Here is a 20,042-nt window from a genome sequence, read left to right as displayed (position 1 = left end):
ACGCTATTGTCTTACAAGAAAAGCAAAATGGCAGGAACGTATTCCCGCCAAATTTAGGGGATCAAGAGTCTAAAGAGGATCTTGCCCCCAGTCAAGGCAAGGCCCCGACCTCCCCGCCCGCCGAATCTCGACATTTTGTCTCGATCCGCCGAACGGGATGATCAGGGCCAGGCACTCAATTACCGCAGAACTCAGTTACCACTCGAGTTCAACGCTTCGGTCAGTGCAGCTTCCACTTCACTGGCGCTTACGCGCAGTGGCTTGTCTGCATCACGGCGACGCTTACGCTCACTGTGATAGGCCAAACCTGTACCAGCCGGGATCAGACGCCCCACGACCACGTTTTCTTTCAGGCCGCGCAGGTAGTCGCGCTTGCCGGTAACCGCCGCCTCGGTCAGTACTCGAGTGGTTTCCTGGAAGGAAGCCGCCGAGATGAACGATTCGGTGGACAGCGATGCCTTGGTGATACCCAGCAGCACACGAGTGAACTTGGAGACGAACTTGTCTTCGGCCGCCAGACGCTCGTTCTCCACCAGCACGTGAGTCAGTTCCATCTGGTCGCCCTTGATGAAGCTGGAATCGCCGGACTCGGTGATCTCAACTTTACGCAGCATCTGACGCAGGATGGTCTCGATGTGCTTGTCGTTGATCTTCACGCCTTGCAGACGATAAACGTCCTGGATCTCGTTCACGATGTACTTGGCCAGCGCACTCACGCCCAGCAGACGCAGGATGTCGTGAGGATCGCTCGGACCGTCGGAGATAACTTCGCCGCGGTTTACCTGTTCGCCTTCGAAGACGTTCAGGTGACGCCACTTCGGAATCAACTCTTCGTACGGATCGCTACCGTCGTTCGGAGTAATGACCAGACGGCGCTTGCCCTTGGTCTCCTTACCGAACGCGATGGTGCCGCTGACTTCAGCCAGAATCGAAGCTTCCTTCGGACGACGGGCTTCGAACAGGTCGGCAACACGCGGCAGACCACCGGTGATGTCACGGGTTTTCGAAGTTTCCTGCGGGATACGAGCGATAACGTCACCGATCGCGATCCGCGCGCCGTCCGCAACACCGACCAGGGCGTTGGCGGGCAGGAAGTACTGGGCGATTACGTCAGTACCTGGCAGCAACAGGTCCTTGCCGTTGTCGTCGACCATCTTCACGGCAGGACGGATGTCCTTGCCGGCAGCTGGACGGTCTTTGACATCGAGCACTTCGATGTTGGTCATACCGGTCAATTCGTCGGTCTGACGCTTGATCGTGATGCCCTCTTCCATGCCCACATAGGTCACGGTACCTTTCATCTCGGTGACGATTGGGTGAGTGTGCGGATCCCACTTGGCGACGATGGCGCCAGCGTCGACCTTGTCACCTTCCTTGACCGAAATCACGGCACCGTACGGCAGCTTGTAGCGCTCACGCTCACGACCGAAGTCGTCAGCGATCGCCAGCTCGCCGGAACGCGATACGGCAACCAGATGACCGTCCACTCGCTCGACGTGCTTCAGGTTGTGCAGGCGGACAGTACCGCCATTCTTCACCTGGACACTGTCGGCCGCGGAGGTCCGGCTTGCAGCACCACCGATGTGGAACGTACGCATCGTCAGCTGGGTACCCGGCTCACCGATGGATTGGGCAGCGATAACGCCGACTGCTTCACCGATGTTCACCTGGTGACCACGAGCCAGGTCGCGACCGTAGCACTTGGCGCAGATGCCGTAGCGGGTTTCGCAGCTGATCGGCGAACGCACGATCACTTCGTCGATGCTGTTGAGCTCGATGAATTCGACCCACTTTTCGTCGACCAGAGTACCGGCAGGAACGATGACGTCCTCGGTACCTGGCTTGAACACATCACGGGCAATTACACGACCCAATACGCGCTCACCCAACGGCTCTACAACATCACCACCTTCAATGTGAGGGGTCATGAGCAGGCCATGCTCGGTGCCGCAATCGATCTCGGTCACAACCAGATCCTGCGCAACGTCTACCAGACGACGAGTCAGGTAACCGGAGTTCGCCGTTTTCAACGCGGTATCCGCAAGACCCTTACGAGCACCGTGAGTGGAGATGAAGTACTGGAGTACGCTCAAGCCCTCACGGAAGTTCGCGGTGATTGGCGTCTCGATGATGGAGCCGTCCGGCTTGGCCATCAGACCACGCATACCGGCGAGCTGACGAATCTGCGCAGCAGAACCCCGCGCGCCCGAGTCGGCCATCATGTACATCGAGTTGAAAGATTCCTGCTCGACTTCGTCGCCATGCCGATCGATGACTTTCTCTTTCGAGAGGTTGGCCATCATCGCCTTGGATACTTCATCGTTGGCCTTGGACCACAGGTCGATCACCTTGTTGTACTTCTCGCCCTGGGTTACCAGGCCGGAGGCGTACTGACTTTCGATCTCTTTCACTTCTTCGGTAGCGGTACCGATGATGCGGGCCTTTTCATCCGGGATAACGAAGTCGTTAACACCGATGGAGACACCGGAAATGGTCGAATAGGCGAAACCGGTATACATCAGCTGGTCAGCGAAGATCACGGTCTCTTTCAGACCAACCACGCGATAGCACTGGTTGATCAGCTTGGAGATCGCCTTTTTCTTCATTGGCAGGTTGACGACGTCGAAGGACAGACCTTTCGGCACAACCTGGAACAACAGCGCACGGCCGACAGTAGTGTCGACGATACGAGTGTTGGTCACGCTGTTGCCATCGCGATCGTTCACGGTTTCGTTGATGCGAACCTTGACCTTGGCGTGCAGTGCGGCTTCGCCAGCACGGAACACGCGGTCAACTTCCTGCAGGTCCGCGAACACACGACCTTCGCCCTTGGCGTTGATCGCTTCACGAGTCATGTAATAGAGACCCAATACAACGTCCTGCGAAGGAACGATGATTGGCTCACCGTTGGCGGGCGACAGGATGTTGTTGGTCGACATCATCAGCGCACGCGCTTCGAGCTGGGCTTCCAGCGTCAGCGGTACGTGAACGGCCATCTGGTCGCCGTCGAAGTCGGCGTTGTACGCAGCACAGACCAGCGGGTGCAGCTGAATAGCCTTACCTTCGATCAGTACTGGTTCGAACGCCTGGATACCCAGACGGTGAAGGGTCGGCGCACGGTTGAGCAGCACGGGGTGTTCGCGAATTACTTCGGCGAGAACGTCCCAGACCTCTGGCAACTCGCGCTCGACCATCTTCTTGGCCGCTTTGATGGTGGTAGCGAGACCACGCATCTCCAGCTTGCCGAAAATGAACGGCTTGAACAGCTCCAGAGCCATTTTCTTAGGCAGGCCGCACTGATGCAGGCGCAGGGTCGGACCAACGGTAATAACCGAACGACCGGAGTAGTCAACGCGCTTACCGAGCAAGTTCTGACGGAAACGACCCTGCTTGCCCTTGATCATGTCAGCCAGGGATTTCAGAGGACGCTTGTTGGAACCGGTGATAGCGCGGCCGCGACGACCGTTGTCGAGCAACGCGTCGACCGCCTCCTGCAACATACGCTTTTCGTTGCGCACGATGATGTCCGGGGCGGACAGGTCAAGCAGGCGCTTCAAACGGTTGTTACGGTTGATCACTCGACGATACAGGTCGTTGAGGTCGGAAGTCGCGAAACGACCGCCATCGAGCGGAACCAGAGGACGCAGATCTGGCGGCAGCACCGGCAGAACGGTCAGCACCATCCACTCTGGCAGGTTGCCGGAACCCTGGAAAGCTTCCATCAACTTCAGACGCTTGGACAGCTTCTTGATCTTGGTTTCGGAGTTGGTTTGCGGAATCTCTTCACGCAGGCGACCAATCTCGTGCTCCAGGTCGATAGCGTGCAGCAGTTCACGGACAGCTTCGGCACCCATGCGGGCATCGAAGTCATCACCGAACTCTTCCAACGCTTCGAAGTACTGCTCGTCGTTGAGCAGCTGACCTTTTTCAAGGGTGGTCATGCCTGGATCGATAACGACATAGCTCTCGAAATAGAGAACACGCTCGATATCACGCAGGGTCATGTCCATCAGCAGGCCGATACGGGACGGCAGTGACTTCAGGAACCAGATATGGGCAACCGGCGACGCCAGCTCGATGTGCGCCATGCGCTCACGACGAACTTTTGCCAGCGCAACTTCAACGCCGCACTTCTCGCAGATCACGCCACGATGCTTCAAGCGCTTGTACTTACCGCACAGGCACTCGTAGTCCTTTACCGGGCCAAAGATCTTGGCGCAGAACAGGCCGTCACGCTCAGGCTTGAACGTACGGTAGTTGATGGTTTCCGGCTTTTTTACTTCACCGAACGACCACGAACGGATCATCTCAGGCGAGGCCAATCCGATACGGATGGCGTCGAACTCTTCGACTTGACCCTGGTTTTTCAGCAAATTCAGTAGGTCTTTCAAGGCCTTTCCTCCTGGCGGAGCAGAGAGCGGGCTAAACAGCCCCGCTCTCGATTCGCGTCACGTGTTATTCGGTTTCCAGATCGATATCGATGCCGAGGGAACGAATTTCCTTGATCAACACGTTGAAAGACTCGGGCATGCCCGGCTCCATACGGTGATCGCCGTCCACGATGTTCTTGTACATCTTGGTCCGGCCGTTCACATCGTCCGACTTCACTGTGAGCATTTCTTGCAGAGTGTATGCAGCACCGTACGCTTCCAGTGCCCAGACCTCCATCTCCCCGAAACGCTGACCACCGAACTGCGCCTTACCACCCAGCGGTTGCTGGGTAACCAGGCTGTAAGAACCGGTAGAACGAGCGTGCATCTTGTCGTCCACCAAGTGGTTCAGCTTCAGCATGTACATGTAGCCAACGGTAACCGGGCGCTCGAACTTGTTGCCGGTACGACCATCGAACAGCTGCATCTGGCCGCTTTCTGGCAGGTCAGCCAGTTTCAGCATGGCCTTGATTTCAACTTCCTTGGCACCGTCGAATACCGGAGTGGCCATTGGAACGCCGCCCTTGAGGTTCTTCGCCAGATCCAGGATCTCCTGGTCGGAGAAGCTATCAAGATCTTCGTTACGACCGCCGATCTCGTTGTAGATCTCGTGCAGGAACTTGCGCAGGTCAGCGACCTTGCGCTGCTCTTCGAGCATGCGGTTGATCTTCTCGCCCAACCCTTTGGCCGCGAGACCCAGGTGAGTTTCAAGGATCTGACCGACGTTCATACGCGAAGGTACGCCCAGCGGGTTGAGGACCACGTCGACAGGGGTGCCGTTGGCATCGTGCGGCATGTCTTCAACCGGCATGATCACGGAGACCACACCCTTGTTACCGTGACGACCGGCCATCTTGTCGCCCGGCTGGATGCGACGACGGATTGCCAGGTAAACCTTGACGATTTTCAACACGCCTGGAGCCAGGTCATCGCCCTGCTGCAGCTTGCGCTTCTTGTCTTCGAACTTGTCATCCAGCAGACGGCGACGATCAACGATATAGGCCTGGGCCTTTTCGAGTTGTTCGTTCAGCGCGTCTTCGGCCATGCGCAGTTTGAACCACTGGCCATGCTCGAGACCGTCGAGAACTTCGTCGGTGATTTCCTGACCTTTCTTCAGGCCAGCGCCACCTTCAGCCTTGTGGCCGACCAGGGCGGAGCGCAGACGTTCGAAAGTTGCACCTTCAACGATACGGAACTCTTCGTTCAGGTCCTTGCGGATCTCGTCGAGCTGGGTCTTCTCGATGGACAAGGCACGAGCATCACGCTCAACGCCGTCGCGAGTGAAGACCTGCACGTCAATGACGGTGCCCTTGGTGCCGGTTGGCACGCGCAGGGAGGTGTCCTTAACGTCGCTGGCTTTCTCACCGAAAATGGCGCGCAGCAGTTTTTCTTCCGGAGTCAGCTGGGTTTCGCCTTTCGGAGTCACCTTACCAACCAGGATGTCGCCAGCGCCTACTTCAGCACCCACATAAACGATACCGGCTTCGTCCAGCTTGTTCAGCGCAGCTTCACCCACGTTCGGGATGTCCGCGGTGATTTCTTCCGGGCCAAGCTTGGTATCACGAGCCACACAGGTCAGTTCCTGAATGTGGATCGTGGTGAAGCGGTCTTCCTGCACTACACGTTCGGACAGGCAGATGGAGTCTTCGAAGTTGAAGCCGTTCCACGCCATGAACGCGATGCGCATGTTTTGGCCCAGTGCCAATTCACCCATGTCGGTGGACGGACCGTCGGCCATGATGTCGCTGCGCTGAACCCGATCACCCTTGCTCACCAGCGGACGCTGGTTGATGCAGGTGTTCTGGTTGGAGCGGGTGTACTTGGTCAGGTTGTAGATGTCGACACCGGCTTCGCCTGGCTCGACTTCATCATCCGCAACACGAACCACGATACGGCTGGCATCGACGGAGTCGATCACACCACCACGACGAGCAACGACACAAACGCCGGAGTCACGGGCAACGTTACGCTCCATGCCGGTACCTACCAGCGGCTTGTCGGCACGCAGGGTTGGTACAGCCTGACGCTGCATGTTCGAGCCCATCAATGCACGGTTGGCGTCGTCGTGTTCCAGGAATGGAATCAAAGAGGCCGCAACCGAAACCACCTGCTTGGGCGAAACGTCCATCAAGGTGACATCTTCCGGCGCCTTGACGGTGAACTCGTTCAGGTGACGGACGGCCACCAACTCGTCGGTCAGCTGACCTTTTTCGTTCATGGTCGCCGAAGCCTGGGCGATCACGTGATCGGCCTCTTCGATGGCGGACAGGAACACGATCTCGTCGGTTACCAGACCTTCTTTCACCACGCGGTACGGGCTTTCCAGGAAGCCGTACTGGTTGGTGCGGGCATAGGCAGCCAAGGAGTTGATCAGACCGATGTTCGGACCTTCCGGCGTTTCGATCGGGCATACACGACCGTAGTGGGTCGGGTGTACGTCACGAACTTCGAAGCCCGCACGCTCACGAGTCAGACCACCTGGGCCGAGCGCGGAAACACGACGCTTGTGAGTGATCTCGGAGAGCGGGTTGTTCTGGCCCATGAACTGGGACAGCTGGCTCGAGCCGAAGAACTCTTTCACCGCGGCCGCTACCGGCTTGGCGTTGATCAGGTCCTGAGGCATCAAGCCTTCGCTTTCAGCCATCGACAGGCGTTCCTTGACCGCGCGCTCTACACGCACCAGGCCTACGCGGAACTGGTTCTCGGCCATTTCGCCTACGCAGCGAACACGGCGGTTACCCAGGTGGTCGATGTCGTCGACAATGCCCTTGCCGTTACGGATGTCGACCAAGGTCTTGAGCACCGCAACGATGTCGTCCTTGTTCAGAACGCCCGAACCTTCGATTTCGGTGCGACCGATACGACGGTTGAACTTCATCCGGCCGACCGCAGACAGGTCATAGCGCTCAGGACTGAAGAACAGGTTGTTGAACAGGGTCTCGGCGGCATCCTTGGTTGGCGGCTCGCCAGGACGCATCATGCGGTAGATCTCGACCAGAGCCTCCAGTTGGTTACCGGTGGAGTCGATCTTCAACGTATCGGAAATAAACGGACCGCAATCGATATCGTTGGTGTACAGCGTCTCGATGCGAACGACCTGAGCCTTGACGATCTTCGCCAGGATTTCGGTGCTCAGCTCGGTATTGCACTCTGCCAGGATCTCGCCGGTGGCCGGGTGAACGATGGCCTTGGCCGTGGTGCGCCCAAGGACGTAGTCCATAGGCACCTGCAGCTCTTTGATTCCGGCCTTTTCCAGCTGGTTGATATGACGAGCGGTAATACGACGACCTTGCTCGACAATGACCTTGCCTTTGTCATCCTGGATATCCAGGACCGCGATTTCACCGCGCAGGCGCTGAGGCACCAGCTCCAGGCTGAGGTTTTCGCCCTGCACGTGGAAGACGTTGGTGGTGTAGAACGCGTCGAGGACTTCCTCGGTGGTATAACCGAGGGCCCGCAGCAATACCGATGCAGGCAGCTTGCGACGACGGTCGATACGCACGAATACACAGTCTTTAGGGTCGAACTCGAAGTCCAGCCAGGAGCCGCGGTAAGGAATGATACGTGCAGAGTAAAGCAGCTTGCCGGAGCTGTGCGTCTTGCCGCGGTCGTGATCGAAGAACACGCCTGGAGAACGGTGCAGCTGGGAAACGATTACACGCTCGGTACCGTTGATAACGAAGGTACCGTTTTCAGTCATCAGGGGGATTTCACCCATGTAGACTTCTTGCTCTTTGATGTCCTTGATCGCTTTGTTCGACGACTCTTTGTCGAAAATGATCAGGCGCACTTTTACCCGCAAAGGTACGGCGTAAGTCACACCGCGCAATACGCATTCTTTGACATCAAATGCCGGTTCGCCCAGGCGATAACCGACATACTCCAGCGCAGCATTGCCGGAGTAGCTGATGATCGGGAAAACGGATTTGAAGGCCGCATGCAGGCCCACGTCGCGGAACTGATCTTTAGTCGCTCCCGCTTGCAAGAATTCACGATACGAATCCAGCTGGATGGCCAGGAGGTACGGCACATCCATGACGTCCGGCAACTTGCTAAAGTCCTTGCGGATACGTTTTTTCTCAGTATATGAGTAAGCCATCAGCGTTCCCCAGCTTGGTCACCTGCTTGTTTGGCCCCTCCCGACGGGAGCAGCCAGAAAATCGTGCAAACCCCATGGTTTGCGCCACCGCCTCGGGTGGTTACAGCTCGTTATCAGCACCGACCCAGTCGGCTGCCAATAACGGAAAAAGGCCGGTGGCAAAAGCCACCAGCCATCAGCCTTTCGCTCGACGCTCGGGCTGGAGACGCAAGGTCGAAATTACTTGATTTCGACGGTAGCGCCTGCTTCTTCCAGCTTCTTCTTCGCGTCTTCAGCAGCTTCTTTGCTAACGCCTTCAGCGATAACCTGAGGAGCGGTGTCAACCTTCTCCTTGGCTTCTTTCAGACCCAGACCGGTCAGTTCGCGAACAGCCTTGATCACGTTTACTTTCTTGTCGCCAGCGGCAGCCAGAACAACGTTGAACTCAGTTTGTTCTTCAACAACAGCAGCTGGACCAGCAGCAGCAACGGTAGCAGCAGCAGCGGTAACGCCGAACTTCTCTTCCATTGCCTTGATCAGCTCAACGATTTCCATTACGGATTTTTCGCCGATTGCTTCGATGATTTGTTCGTTAGTCAGAGACATGACTCAATTCCTGAATTGGGGGATAGCCGGCACGGCCATCGAAATAAACAAAAATACGCGAGAAAGGAAACGCTCAGCCTCAGGCTGCAGCAGCTTCTTTCTGATCGCGAATTGCCGCCAGAGTACGAGCCAACTTGCTGGTAGCGCCTTGAATCACGCTCATCAGCTGAGAAATTGCTTCGTCACGGGTCGGCAGAGTTGCCAGCACGTCGATTTGGTTTGCTGCGAGGAACTTGCCCTCGAACGCAGCTGCCTTGATCTCGAACTTGTCCTGACCCTTGGCGAACTCTTTGAAGATACGAGCAGCAGCGCCCGGATGTTCCTTCGAGAATGCGATTAGGGTCGGGCCGACGAACGCGTCGTTGAGCACGTCATATTGAGTGCCTTCAACAGCGCGCTTGAGCAGGGTGTTACGTACTACACGTACGTAAACGCCAGCTTCGCGGGCCTCTTTACGGAGTCCGGTCATAGCGCCTACTGTTACGCCACGGGCATCAGCCACGACAGCGGACAGAGCGACTTTGGCAGCCTCGTTGACTTCAGCGACGATGGCCTTCTTGTCTTCGAGTTTAATTGCCACGGGTTTAACTCCTGCTTGTTACCGTTTCATCCGGTCGAAACCGAATGTCGTTTTGGTGTCTGATTCGGTAAGGAACCGGGAGCACCATCTGCGTAGGCTTGTGGTTTAAGACTTGCGTCGCCTACGGTCTTGGATAGCCCCCGCCAGGCAGGGACCCCAATTTTTCAATTGGCGCAATCGCTTGCGCCAATTCGAGTCTTACGCGTCGAGCGAGCTCTGGTCGATGACCAGACCTGGGCCCATAGTGGTGCTCAGGGTAACGCGCTTGACGTAGATACCTTTCGAGGAGGCCGGCTTGATACGCTTCAGGTCAGCGATCAGGGCTTCAACGTTTTCCTTCAGCTTGACGGCATCGAAGCCGATCTTGCCAACGGAGGTGTGGATAATGCCGTTCTTGTCGGTGCGATAACGAACCTGACCAGCCTTGGCGTTTTTAACCGCGGTAGCTACGTCTGGCGTAACGGTGCCGACCTTAGGGTTAGGCATCAGGCCACGAGGACCGAGAATCTGGCCCAGTTGACCTACAACGCGCATGGCATCAGGGGATGCGATGACAACGTCATAGTTCAGCTCGCCAGCTTTCATTTCGGCAGCCAGATCGTCCATGCCTACACGATCTGCACCGGCAGCCAGAGCAGCTTCGGCTGCTGGGCCCTGGGTGAAGACAGCGACGCGAACGGTCTTACCAGTGCCATGTGGCAGCACGGTAGCGCTACGAACGACCTGGTCGGATTTACGTGGATCAACACCCAGGTTAACAGCAACGTCGAACGACTCGCTGAACTTGACAGTCGACAGCTCAGCCAGCAGTGCGGCGGCATCTACAAAGTTGTAGGCCTTGCCTGCTTCGATCTTGCTGGCGATAGCCTTTTGACGCTTGGTCAGCTTAGCCATTACACACCCTCCACGTTAAGGCCCATGCTACGAGCAGAACCGGCGATAGTACGCACGGCTGCATCCATATCAGCTGCAGTCAGATCCGCGTTTTTGGTTTTCGCGATCTCTTCCAGCTGAGCACGGGTAACAGTGCCAACCTTAACGGTGTTCGGACGGGCGGAACCGCTGGTCAAACCTGCTGCCTTCTTCAGCAGTACCGAAGCAGGTGTGCTTTTTGTTTCAAAAGTGAAGCTACGGTCGCTGTATACAGTGATGATCACTGGAGTCGGCAGACCCGGCTCAAGACCCTGAGTACGGGCGTTGAAGGCCTTGCAGAATTCCATGATGTTGACACCGTGTTGGCCCAGGGCAGGACCAACGGGTGGGCTTGGGTTAGCCTGAGCGGCCTTCACTTGCAGCTTGATGTAAGCGGTAATCTTCTTGGCCATGAGGCACTCCAATTACGGGTTCAAACGCCTCGAAAGGCTCCCCGGTTACTTGCGCGTTTATCCCAGTGACGACAAAACCCCACAGCCTTGGGCTGTGGGGTTGGGATGCTTGCCCAATCAGACCTTTTCGACCTGACTGAACTCCAGCTCCACCGGAGTAGAGCGACCGAAAATGAGCACCGCGACCTGAATCCGGCTCTTTTCGTAGTTAACTTCTTCAACCGTGCCATTAAAATCAGCGAATGGACCATCGGTGACTCGTACAACCTCACCAGGCTCAAACAACGTCTTAGGCTTAGGCTTGTCGCTACCATCAGCGACGCGACGCAGAATCGCCTCTGCTTCTTTATCTGTAATAGGTGCCGGCTTATCAGCAGTACCACCAATGAAGCCCATGACGCGAGGGGTATCCTTGACCAAGTGCCAAGTCCCTTCGTTCATATCCATCTGCACCAGCACGTAACCTGGAAAGAACTTGCGTTCACTTTTGCGCTTCTGGCCATTACGCATCTCAACCACTTCTTCAGTGGGGACCAGAATCTCGCCAAAGCCATCTTCCATGCCAGCCAGCTTTACACGCTCTATCAGAGAGCGCATGACATGCTTCTCGTAACCCGAGTAAGCATGCACAACGTACCAACGCTTAGCCACGGGACACCCTTAGCCAACAATCAAGGAAACAAGCCAACCGAGCAGGGAATCAAGCCCCCACAACAGCAACGCCATCACCAAAACAACAGCCACGACAATCAACGTGGTCTGAGTGGTTTCCTGGCGAGTTGGCCATACGACTTTACGGATCTCGGTTCGAGCTTCCTTAGCGAGTACAAAGAAAGACTTACCCTTGGCCGTCTGCAAACCCACAAAGGCAGCAACAGCAGCAATGGCAAGCAATGCCAGTACACGATACAGGATCGGCGATGCAGAGTAATACTGATTGCCAACAACGCCAACAACCACCAAAGCGACTACCACTAGCCACTTGAGCAGATCGAAGCGAGAGCTTTGAGCTTCAGCTTTAGGAGTCATCTATGAAGATCCTGTGAAAAGAAAGCCAGACACATCGAGTGAATCTGGCAGGTCAGGAGGGAATCGAACCCCCAACCTACGGTTTTGGAGACCGTCGCTCTGCCAATTGAGCTACTGACCTAAAACAAAATCAGGCCGACCATTATGCCGGCCCGAAAAAGACATTACAACCGTTTACTCGATGACTTTGGCGACGACGCCAGCGCCGACGGTACGACCGCCTTCACGGATAGCGAAACGCAGACCATCTTCCATCGCGATCGGCTTGATCAGGGTGACAGTCATCTGGATGTTGTCACCTGGCATTACCATTTCAACGCCTTCTGGCAGCTCGCAGTTACCAGTCACGTCAGTTGTACGGAAGTAGAACTGTGGACGGTAGCCTTTGAAGAACGGAGTGTGACGACCGCCTTCTTCCTTGCTCAGAACGTAAACTTCTGCGGTGAACTTGGTGTGAGCCTTGACGGTGCCTGGCTTGACCAGAACCTGACCACGTTCTACGTCGTCACGCTTGGTACCACGCAGCAGCACGCCGCAGTTCTCGCCAGCACGACCTTCGTCCAGCAGCTTGCGGAACATTTCAACGCCGGTGCAGGTAGTTTTCTGAGTGTCGCGCAGGCCGACGATCTCGACTTCTTCCTGGATACGGACGATGCCACGCTCAACACGACCAGTCACAACGGTACCACGACCGGAGATCGAGAATACGTCTTCGATCGGCATCAGGAACGGCTTGTCGATAGCACGCTCTGGCTCTGGGATGTAGCTGTCCAGAGTTTCCACCAGCTTCTTGACAGCAGTGGTGCCCATTTCGTTGTCGTCTTGGCCATTCAGGGCCATCAGCGCGGAACCAACGATGATCGGGGTGTCATCACCTGGGAAGTCGTAAGTGCTCAGCAGGTCGCGCACTTCCATCTCAACCAGTTCCAGCAGCTCAGCGTCGTCAACCATGTCAGCCTTGTTCAGGAAGACAACGATGTACGGAACGCCTACCTGACGGGACAGCAGGATGTGCTCACGGGTTTGCGGCATCGGACCATCAGCGGCCGAGCAAACCAAGATCGCGCCATCCATCTGGGCAGCACCAGTGATCATGTTTTTTACGTAGTCGGCGTGACCTGGGCAGTCAACGTGTGCGTAGTGACGCACGGCCGAATCGTATTCAACGTGAGCGGTGTTGATGGTGATACCGCGAGCTTTCTCTTCAGGGGCGCTGTCGATCTTGTCGAAATCAACCTTGGCCGAGCCGAAGACTTCGGAGCAGACACGAGTCAGAGCAGCGGTCAGCGTGGTTTTACCGTGGTCGACGTGACCAATGGTGCCAACGTTGACGTGCGGCTTATTACGTTCGAACTTTTCCTTAGCCATCGAAATCACCCCTAGGAGAAGAAATTAGCAAGTCACACTAACCATTAAAACAAAGGCAGATATTTTCATATCTGCCTTGTTATATGGAGCTCTTGAGCGGATTTGAACCGCTGACCTCACCCTTACCAAGGGTGTGCTCTACCAACTGAGCTACAAGAGCAAAACACTTTGCACAATCTGCAAACTTGGAGCGGGTAGCGGGAATCGAACCCGCATCATCAGCTTGGAAGGCTGAGGTTCTACCACTAAACTATACCCGCGGAGCTTGCAGCTCACGCTAAACTGGTGGAGGGGGAAGGATTCGAACCTTCGAAGTCGTAGACGTCAGATTTACAGTCTGATCCCTTTGGCCGCTCGGGAACCCCTCCTAAGCGAGCCGGCATTCTACATCATGCCAGCCTTCTGTCAACTATTTTCTCATTAAAAACCTGAGGTTAGATGCGTTGACCACGCTTCGCACCCTCAACCGTTAAAAGCCTTCGCTGCGAAGCGGGCGCCATTCTATGCAAACTACCCCGTGGGTGCAACCCCCTCACAAGGCATTATTTTATGTTTTAACTCATTGAATTCTTTGGAAAGGTTTTGGAGCAACATGTCATTCAACTTTACAGTACTTTCTGGCGAAACCTGGACCCAGAATCCCCCCACCTCAGGAGAACTCGAAGAAGCAGCACGAGCCACGACCCCCAAAGCTAGCAACCTCTGCTCTAGCTGCCTGGCAGTTTCTGAACGATTGAAGCCACCCAGATAGGAGCAGCTCCTTTGCGCCTCGCCTGGCCTGGCCAAATCCCTCCTTACTAGCGCATCCGCCGTTTCACTCAGAAGATGAATATCCTGCTGCGAACCACGATACAGATTCAGCGGAGTGACATCCTTAGCGCGAAGCGGGGCCTCCTGCTGATGCCAGACGTAGTAGAACGCGTTTAAAACAAGCAAGAGCAGAAAGACCCAACGCATAGGAACCTCAAGACAAAGGGCAGGCCATCGCGAGCCCGACAAATACCAAGTCCGGGACCACCCTGGCATCCGGGACAACCCCCGCAACCAGGTTGGCATCCCCTCCCGTCAGGAACACAACGAAATCCTCTCCCCAGTACTGTCGAGCCAATTCGAGCTGAGTCAGCACAAATCCCCTAAGCATCAACATGCACCCACGCTCAACCGCCTCTACAGTTGTACGCCCCGGCTCAAGACTCTCATGAGCACGTTCGGCAGCCGTATCGTCATATCGAATTCGCCGGGTATGGGTACGCAACTGATTACGCATCAAGGGCATACCTGGACAAATAAACCCTCCCAGATGCCCCCCATCTGCCGCTACGAAATCGGCCGTAATGGCCGTACCAAAATCGAGCACCAGGCAGGCACTCGAGGCAAGATGAAACCCTCCAAGTAGCGCCAGCCATCGATCCAGCCCCAATCGCTCATAATCTTCGTAGCCGTTCCTGACACCAGCCATTTCCCGGGCAGGCACTGCTCTTACGACAGAGATCCCAAAAGCGTCAACCAACGAAGAAACCAGCGACTCCGTTTCTTCTTGAGTTCGCACGCTGACAAGGCGGCACTTCGCAAGCTGGAATCTTCCCGAGCCACTCAAACTCGCCAGCAGATCAGCATCAGAACCGACTACCCCCCCATCAACAGGCGTTACGCCATCGGAGCGAAGAACACGCCACTTAATAAAGCTGTTGCCACAATCGAGCTCAAGAATCATCACGCAACCTCAGGCTGAGCTCACCACCGCTAAAGATTCTTTCCACACCATCCACCTTCAAACGCAGCGCACCCTGACGATCGACTCCCAGCACAACACCATCAATGCGATTGGCGCCGGCAACCAACGACACGGAACGCCCCTGCCACAAATGATATCGCTCCCACTCCGCCTGAAGTGCCGAAAACCCTGACGCCTGATGCAGGCTCAGATATTGGCGAAGGCTGCCGCCCAAACGCGCCACAAGCTCATTCCGATTGAAGTTTCTGCCCGTCTCAAGGCTCATGGAGGTCCATTGCTGATCCACCTCATCTGCAGACTGCATGTTCACATTGATACCGACCCCCAGAACAACGTGACAAACATCTGCTGGATCGCCAACCAGCTCAAGCAAGATACCTGCGATTTTTTTATCACCAACTAATAAATCGTTGGGCCATTTCAACCCAGCCTCCAGCACTCCCATATCACGCAATGCACGCAGAACAGCAAGGCCAACAGCGAGGCTTAGGCCTTCGACCTGGCGCATGCCGCCATCAATGCGCAATACCAAGCTGTAATAGAGATTATCGGCAAAGGGGCTGACCCACTTCCTACCACGACGACCGCGCCCAGCAGTTTGCCGCTCGGCCAGGATGAGGAATGGCGCGTGCATCCCACGCTCTATGGACCGCAATGCCTCAGCATTGGTGGAGTCGATAGAATCAAATATATGAACAGGCCAGTCACAAGACTCTTGCGCGCCAATCTCAGCCGCATTCAGAAGCTGCAATGGCTTGGCCAATTGATAACCCCTGCCCCGCACCTTATGAATGGACAAGCCAAGCTCCGCCTCCAGGTGCTGCAATTGTTTCCACACAGCACTACGGCTGATCCCGAGCGCAGCGCCTAATGCCTGCCCCGAATGGAAACGGCCATCTTTCAGAAGTTCTAGCAACGTGAGCATGCGAACGCGCCCTGATAATGAGGCCCGCATGATAGCCATGCACAAGACGGTTGCATAGAAACACAGAAGGCGCTTTCCTGAAGGCAAAACAAAACCCCTACCTGCGTCAGCAGATAGGGGTTTCGGAATTTAATCTTGACGATGACCTACTCTCACATGGGGAAACCCCACACTACCATCGGCGATGCATCGTTTCACTTCTGAGTTCGGGATGGGATCAGGTGGTTCCAACGCTCTATGGTCGTCAAGAAATTCGGTAGCCAGCGCGTGCCTTACGGTCACGTTCCAGCGAATGGGTATGCGATAGTTTGTGTGTTGCCTGCAAGCACGTTCGAACTTTCGGTTCGTTTCGTCTTCACAACACCGCAATCTGGTCTCTGTCGAGTCGACAGATTGCTTGGGTGTTATATGGTCAAGCCTCACGGGCAATTAGTACAGGTTAGCTCAACGCCTCACAGCGCTTACACACCCTGCCTATCAACGTCGTAGTCTTCGACGGCCCTTCAGGGAGCTCAAGGCTCCAGTGAGATCTCATCTTGAGGCAAGTTTCCCGCTTAGATGCTTTCAGCGGTTATCTTTTCCGAACATAGCTACCCGGCAATGCCACTGGCGTGACAACCGGAACACCAGAGGTTCGTCCACTCCGGTCCTCTCGTACTAGGAGCAGCCCCTCTCAAATCTCAAACGTCCACGGCAGATAGGGACCGAACTGTCTCACGACGTTCTAAACCCAGCTCGCGTACCACTTTAAATGGCGAACAGCCATACCCTTGGGACCGGCTTCAGCCCCAGGATGTGATGAGCCGACATCGAGGTGCCAAACACCGCCGTCGATATGAACTCTTGGGCGGTATCAGCCTGTTATCCCCGGAGTACCTTTTATCCGTTGAGCGATGGCCCTTCCATACAGAACCACCGGATCACTAAGACCTACTTTCGTACCTGCTCGACGTGTCTGTCTCGCAGTCAAGCGCGCTTTTGCCTTTATACTCTACGACCGATTTCCGACCGGTCTGAGCGCACCTTCGTACTCCTCCGTTACTCTTTAGGAGGAGACCGCCCCAGTCAAACTACCCACCATACACTGTCCTCGATCCGGATAACGGACCTGAGTTAGAACCTCAAAGTTGCCAGGGTGGTATTTCAAGGATGGCTCCACGCAGACTGGCGTCCACGCTTCAAAGCCTCCCACCTATCCTACACAAGCAAATTCAAAGTCCAGTGCAAAGCTATAGTAAAGGTTCACGGGGTCTTTCCGTCTAGCCGCGGATACACTGCATCTTCACAGCGATTTCAATTTCACTGAGTCTCGGGTGGAGACAGCGCCGCCATCGTTACGCCATTCGTGCAGGTCGGAACTTACCCGACAAGGAATTTCGCTACCTTAGGACCGTTATAGTTACGGCCGCCGTTTACCGGGGCTTCGATCAAGAGCTTCGCGTTAGCTAACCCCATCAATTAACCTTCCGGCACCGGGCAGGCGTCACACCCTATACGTCCACTTTCGTGTTTGCAGAGTGCTGTGTTTTTAATAAACAGTCGCAGCGGCCTGGTATCTTCGACCGGCGTGGGCTTACGCAGCAAGTGCTTCACCCTCACCGGCGCACCTTCTCCCGAAGTTACGGTGCCATTTTGCCTAGTTCCTTCACCCGAGTTCTCTCAAGCGCCTTGGTATTCTCTACCCAACCACCTGTGTCGGTTTGGGGTACGGTTCCTGGTTATCTGAAGCTTAGAAGCTTTTCTTGGAAGCATGGCATCAACCACTTCGTCACCCAGAGGGTAACTCGTCATCAGCTCTCGGCCTTGAAACCCCGGATTTACCTAAGATTTCAGCCTACCACCTTAAACTTGGACAACCAACGCCAAGCTGGCCTAGCCTTCTCCGTCCCTCCATCGCAATAACCAGAAGTACAGGAATATTAACCTGTTTTCCATCGACTACGCTTTTCAGCCTCGCCTTAGGGACCGACTAACCCTGCGTCGATTAACGTTGCGCAGGAAACCTTGGTCTTTCGGCGTGGGTGTTTTTCACACCCATTGTCGTTACTCATGTCAGCATTCGCACTTCTGATACCTCCAGCAAGCTTCTCAACTCACCTTCACAGGCTTACAGAACGCTCCTCTACCGCATCACTTACGTGATACCCGTAGCTTCGGTGTATGGTTTGAGCCCCGTTACATCTTCCGCGCAGGCCGACTCGACTAGTGAGCTATTACGCTTTCTTTAAAGGGTGGCTGCTTCTAAGCCAACCTCCTAGCTGTCTAAGCCTTCCCACATCGTTTCCCACTTAACCATAACTTTGGGACCTTAGCTGACGGTCTGGGTTGTTTCCCTTTTCACGACGGACGTTAGCACCCGCCGTGTGTCTCCCATGCTCGGCACTTGTAGGTATTCGGAGTTTGCATCGGTTTGGTAAGTCGGGATGACCCCCTAGCCGAAACAGTGCTCTACCCCCTACAGTGATACATGAGGCGCTACCTAAATAGCTTTCGAGGAGAACCAGCTATCTCCGAGCTTGATTAGCCTTTCACTCCGATCCACAGGTCATCCGCTAACTTTTCAACGGTAGTCGGTTCGGTCCTCCAGTCAGTGTTACCTAACCTTCAACCTGCCCATGGATAGATCGCCCGGTTTCGGGTCTATTCCCAGCGACTAGACGCCCTATTAAGACTCGCTTTCGCTACGCCTCCCCTATTCGGTTAAGCTCGCCACTGAAAATAAGTCGCTGACCCATTATACAAAAGGTACGCAGTCACCCAACAAAGTGGGCTCCCACTGCTTGTACGCATACGGTTTCAGGATCTATTTCACTCCCCTCTCCGGGGTTCTTTTCGCCTTTCCCTCACGGTACTAGTTCACTATCGGTCAGTCAGTAGTATTTAGCCTTGGAGGATGGTCCCCCCATATTCAGACAAAGTTTCTCGTGCTCCGTCCTACTCGATTTCACTTCTAAGATCCTTTCGCGTACAGGGCTATCACCCACTATGGCCGCACTTTCCAGAGCGTTCCGCTAAAATCAAAGAAGCTTAAGGGCTAGTCCCCGTTCGCTCGCCACTACTAAGGGAATCTCGGTTGATTTCTTTTCCTCAGGGTACTTAGATGTTTCAGTTCCCCTGGTTCGCCTCTTGCACCTATGTATTCAGTGCAAGATAACCATCTTGTGATGGCTGGGTTCCCCCATTCAGACATCTCCGGATCACAGTCTGTTTGCCGACTCCCCGAAGCTTTTCGCAGGCTACCACGTCTTTCATCGCCTCTGACTGCCAAGGCATCCACCGTATGCGCTTCTTCACTTGACCATATAACCCCAAGCAATCTGGTTATACTGTGAAGACGACATTCGCCGAAAATTCGTACGCTTGCTCTACGAGCAACTCACAAATTTTACCTTAGCCTGAACCGTTACCAGTGAAAGTAACGTCCAGTCTATCTTTCTATCACATACCCAAATTTTTAAAGAACGATCTAATCAAAAGACTAGAAATCAACATTCATCACCGTTCGGTGGAATGCTCATTTCTAAGCTTTAAACGTTGGTGCCAATCGGTAATGGTGGAGCCAAGCGGGATCGAACCGCTGACCTCCTGCGTGCAAGGCAGGCGCTCTCCCAGCTGAGCTATGGCCCCGTATCGCTACAGGGTACACCATGAAATTGGTGGGTCTGGGCAGATTCGAACTGCCGACCTCACCCTTATCAGGGGTGCGCTCTAACCAACTGAGCTACAGACCCAATCGTCTTCTTCAATGAATCAAGCAATTCGTGTGGGAGCTCATGCAGCAGCTGCTGTCGTCGATTAAGGAGGTGATCCAGCCGCAGGTTCCCCTACGGCTACCTTGTTACGACTTCACCCCAGTCATGAATCACACCGTGGTAACCGTCCCCCCGAAGGTTAGACTAGCTACTTCTGGTGCAACCCACTCCCATGGTGTGACGGGCGGTGTGTACAAGGCCCGGGAACGTATTC

12 protein-coding genes, 6 tRNA genes and 3 rRNA genes (1 of these 21 only partly in view) are annotated in these 20,042 nt (G+C 55.1%); all 21 read right to left on the bottom strand.

The features are described 5' to 3' along the window. Positions 1-191 precede the first annotated feature (191 nt). Positions 192-4,391, bottom strand: coding sequence for a DNA-directed RNA polymerase subunit beta' (gene rpoC / locus BW992_RS10040; protein ID WP_072399289.1), 4,200 nt, complete (start codon positions 4,389-4,391; stop codon positions 192-194). A 64-nt stretch (positions 4,392-4,455) separates the two neighbouring features. Beyond that, positions 4,456-8,529 (bottom strand): DNA-directed RNA polymerase subunit beta, encoded by a 4,074-nt coding sequence (gene rpoB / locus BW992_RS10035; RefSeq protein WP_076406113.1) that lies wholly within the window; start codon positions 8,527-8,529, stop codon positions 4,456-4,458. A 219-nt stretch (positions 8,530-8,748) separates the two neighbouring features. After that, entirely contained in the window at positions 8,749-9,114 is a 366-nt protein-coding gene (gene rplL, locus BW992_RS10030; RefSeq protein ID WP_072399285.1) for a 50S ribosomal protein L7/L12, read from the bottom strand. 79 nt (positions 9,115-9,193) lie between these two features. Further along, entirely contained in the window at positions 9,194-9,694 is a 501-nt protein-coding gene (rplJ, locus tag BW992_RS10025) for a 50S ribosomal protein L10 (RefSeq protein WP_024776458.1), read from the bottom strand. Between the two features lie 198 nt (positions 9,695-9,892). After that, positions 9,893-10,588, bottom strand: a complete 696-nt coding sequence (rplA, locus tag BW992_RS10020; RefSeq protein ID WP_072399283.1) for a 50S ribosomal protein L1 — start codon at positions 10,586-10,588, stop codon at positions 9,893-9,895. After that, positions 10,588-11,019: a 50S ribosomal protein L11 gene (gene rplK / locus BW992_RS10015; protein WP_003176435.1), complete on the bottom strand. Its 432-nt coding sequence runs from the start codon at positions 11,017-11,019 to the stop codon at positions 10,588-10,590. The genes rplA and rplK overlap by 1 nt, the downstream gene beginning before the upstream one ends. A 117-nt stretch (positions 11,020-11,136) precedes the next feature. After that, positions 11,137-11,670 carry a transcription termination/antitermination protein NusG gene (gene nusG, locus BW992_RS10010; protein WP_010443972.1) on the bottom strand — a complete coding sequence of 178 codons (534 nt, stop codon included), beginning with the start codon at positions 11,668-11,670 and terminating at the stop codon, positions 11,137-11,139. 9 nt (positions 11,671-11,679) lie between these two features. After that, positions 11,680-12,048 (bottom strand): preprotein translocase subunit SecE, encoded by a 369-nt coding sequence (gene secE, locus BW992_RS10005; protein WP_072399281.1) that lies wholly within the window; start codon positions 12,046-12,048, stop codon positions 11,680-11,682. Positions 12,049-12,093: 45 nt separating this feature from the next. Beyond that, a tRNA-Trp gene (locus BW992_RS10000) sits at positions 12,094-12,169 on the bottom strand. Between the two features lie 53 nt (positions 12,170-12,222). Continuing rightward, the gene (gene tuf, locus BW992_RS09995; RefSeq protein ID WP_076406111.1) at positions 12,223-13,416 is read right to left on the bottom strand and encodes an elongation factor Tu; all 1,194 of its coding nucleotides are present in this window, start codon (positions 13,414-13,416) and stop codon (positions 12,223-12,225) included. 84 nt (positions 13,417-13,500) lie between these two features. Next, positions 13,501-13,576 (bottom strand) — tRNA-Thr (locus BW992_RS09990). Between the two features lie 26 nt (positions 13,577-13,602). Next, positions 13,603-13,676: transfer RNA gene (locus BW992_RS09985), tRNA-Gly, on the bottom strand. A 23-nt stretch (positions 13,677-13,699) separates the two neighbouring features. Continuing rightward, a tRNA-Tyr gene (locus BW992_RS09980) sits at positions 13,700-13,784 on the bottom strand. A 142-nt stretch (positions 13,785-13,926) separates the two neighbouring features. Beyond that, complete coding sequence (locus tag BW992_RS27195) at positions 13,927-14,373, bottom strand: hypothetical protein (protein ID WP_072399300.1); 447 nt, start codon at positions 14,371-14,373, stop codon at positions 13,927-13,929. A 7-nt stretch (positions 14,374-14,380) separates the two neighbouring features. Next, positions 14,381-15,130, bottom strand: coding sequence for a pantothenate kinase (locus tag BW992_RS09970; protein WP_072399302.1), 750 nt, complete (start codon positions 15,128-15,130; stop codon positions 14,381-14,383). Further along, a complete protein-coding gene (birA, locus tag BW992_RS09965) occupies positions 15,120-16,076 on the bottom strand; it encodes a bifunctional biotin--[acetyl-CoA-carboxylase] ligase/biotin operon repressor BirA (protein WP_072432392.1) in 957 nt (318 codons plus the stop codon). Before birA ends, BW992_RS09970 begins: the two co-directional genes overlap by 11 nt. A 133-nt stretch (positions 16,077-16,209) precedes the next feature. Beyond that, positions 16,210-16,325 (bottom strand): 5S ribosomal RNA (rrf, locus tag BW992_RS09960). 159 nt (positions 16,326-16,484) lie between these two features. After that, positions 16,485-19,376: ribosomal RNA gene (locus BW992_RS09955) — 23S ribosomal RNA — on the bottom strand. Positions 19,377-19,627: 251 nt separating this feature from the next. Next, positions 19,628-19,703, bottom strand: a tRNA-Ala gene (locus tag BW992_RS09950). A gap of 27 nt (positions 19,704-19,730) precedes the next feature. Continuing rightward, a tRNA-Ile gene (locus BW992_RS09945) sits at positions 19,731-19,807 on the bottom strand. A 65-nt stretch (positions 19,808-19,872) separates the two neighbouring features. After that, positions 19,873-20,042 (bottom strand): 16S ribosomal RNA (locus BW992_RS09940); it runs 1,367 nt beyond the window's last position. The 16S, 23S and 5S rRNA genes sit together here with 2 tRNA genes alongside, the layout of an rRNA operon.

The organism is Pseudomonas sp. 7SR1, assembly GCF_900156465.1.
Taxonomy (GTDB): domain Bacteria; phylum Pseudomonadota; class Gammaproteobacteria; order Pseudomonadales; family Pseudomonadaceae; genus Aquipseudomonas.
The sequence above is the reverse complement of the archived record's forward strand: the minus strand, read 5'-3'. Positions and strand labels throughout refer to the sequence as shown.